Origin of the sequence: Streptomyces sp. NPDC059003 (assembly GCF_042740445.1) — a bacterium.
Lineage (GTDB): Bacteria > Actinomycetota > Actinomycetes > Streptomycetales > Streptomycetaceae > Streptomyces.
On sequence record NZ_JBHYJH010000432.1, the window covers coordinates 1 to 1,568 of the forward strand.

The following is a 1,568-nucleotide window of genomic DNA, read 5'->3' on the forward strand; positions in this document are numbered from 1 at the left end:
ATCGAGGACTACTGATGCGATGAAAGGAGCGGGAGCCCCCGCTCCTTTCATCGCATCAGTAATGCCGGGCTGATGGCCTCGCCGGCTAGATCGTAGAAGCCCTCTCCGTCGATGTAGCGCAGGGTGTTGAGGTCGCGGAGGAGTACTTCCTCTACTTCATGCATCAGCGTGAGCACGACTGGATACGTGGTGTCGTCCACCGTCTGGCTGATCCATTCGCCAGGCTTCACATGTATGTTCAGCTCTCTCAGGCTCTCCAGGGTCTTGATGGCATTCAGCCCACGGTAGGAGACGAGCTGACCACTTCGGGGGGCGACCATCCTGGCGCAGGCAACATTCGCACGCAGCTCATACCGCCGGGCGTGACGCTGCTGGAAGCGATCTGGGCGGACATAGGCATCCACTGTCCAGTCAATCTGTGACTCACCGGTCGCGAGATGGGCGTACCCGGGCAAGTCAACCCCCGCAATGCGCGCGCCGACCTCTACGAGACACGGGCCGTCGGGGGTCAATTTGATCTCGGAGTGTGCGGGGCCATGGCGGATTCCGAGCGCATCGAGGACCTCGTAGGCATACGGCACCAGCTGATCCTGGGCCTCTCCAGTGCAGGGCAGCAACTGAGATGCGACCTTGAGGTCATTCTTGCCGTTCACGCTGATGCAGTGAGTCTTCCAGATGTCGCAAACATGGTGGAGGCCGTCCCGGCTCACCGTGTTGACGAAATACTCAGTGCCGACCAGATACTCCTGGGCCACAACGCCGTCTTCGGACTCGGAGAAAATGTTCTCCCGTCGGCTCATCCGACGAAACGCACGCACGGAATCATCAGGAGTGTCACACCACATGACGCCATCGTTGGCACCGCTACGCAGGGGCTTGATGATGACGCGTCGACTGAGAGATGCATGCCACGCGTGGAGTTCGTCCTCGCTCTGCACCAAGATCTGCTCTGCGCCGCGAAGACCCTGCGCCTTGATCCGCTCCACCATCACGTACTTGTCGCGTCGAGCGGAGCTGAGAGCCGTACCATTGGATGGCACGTCCGGGCGCTCCTCCTGCAGCGCTTCGCTCAATATGTCCGCCAGTTCCACTCCGACCTCGCCTCCGGGAACGACGGCGACGGGCCGATACGGCGCCAACAGGCTCGCGGTCTCGCCCGGATCGCCGCAGTGCACGATGTCTGCGGTGTAGGGGAACGGATCCGCATGCCCCTGGTAGAATCTGGGCACTTGCTCTGTACTCTGCACCCTGATCGGGATGTATCCGGCATCCCGGAATGCGGGAGCAAGCCGCTGTGTGAAGGCGTATGTATCCACTAGGGCGATGTAGCGGGGCTCCGATTCACCCATGTCGCCAACCTCCTTATCGGACTCACGGGAAGCCTGCCGAGTACGCGCCACCAGTAAGAGGTCGTTATCTCCTGTTGTTTCATCCTTGGATGCAGCTTTGATCCGGTGATGTCGGGTCGTGCCAGGGGATGGTGTTCTCGCCGGTGAGGCGGCGGGTCATCAGGTCGGTCATGGCGAGGCGGGTCATGGCTGCGGAGCGGTGGGGGTGGGTTTCGTAGT

General features: G+C 61.3%; 1 protein-coding gene. It reads right to left on the reverse strand.

Annotated elements, in window-relative coordinates:
- Positions 1-47 precede the first annotated feature (47 nt).
- A complete protein-coding gene (locus ACFWZ5_RS46385; RefSeq protein WP_384893330.1) occupies positions 48-1,349 on the reverse strand; it encodes an ATP-grasp domain-containing protein in 1,302 nt (433 codons plus the stop codon).
- Positions 1,350-1,568: the final 219 nt, after the last annotated feature.

Excerpts from the sequence above, each read along its gene's own strand:
- ACFWZ5_RS46385 (WP_384893330.1), bottom strand. The coding sequence starts at position 1,349 with ATGGGTGAATCGGAGCCCCGCTACATCGCCCTAGTGGATACATACGCC.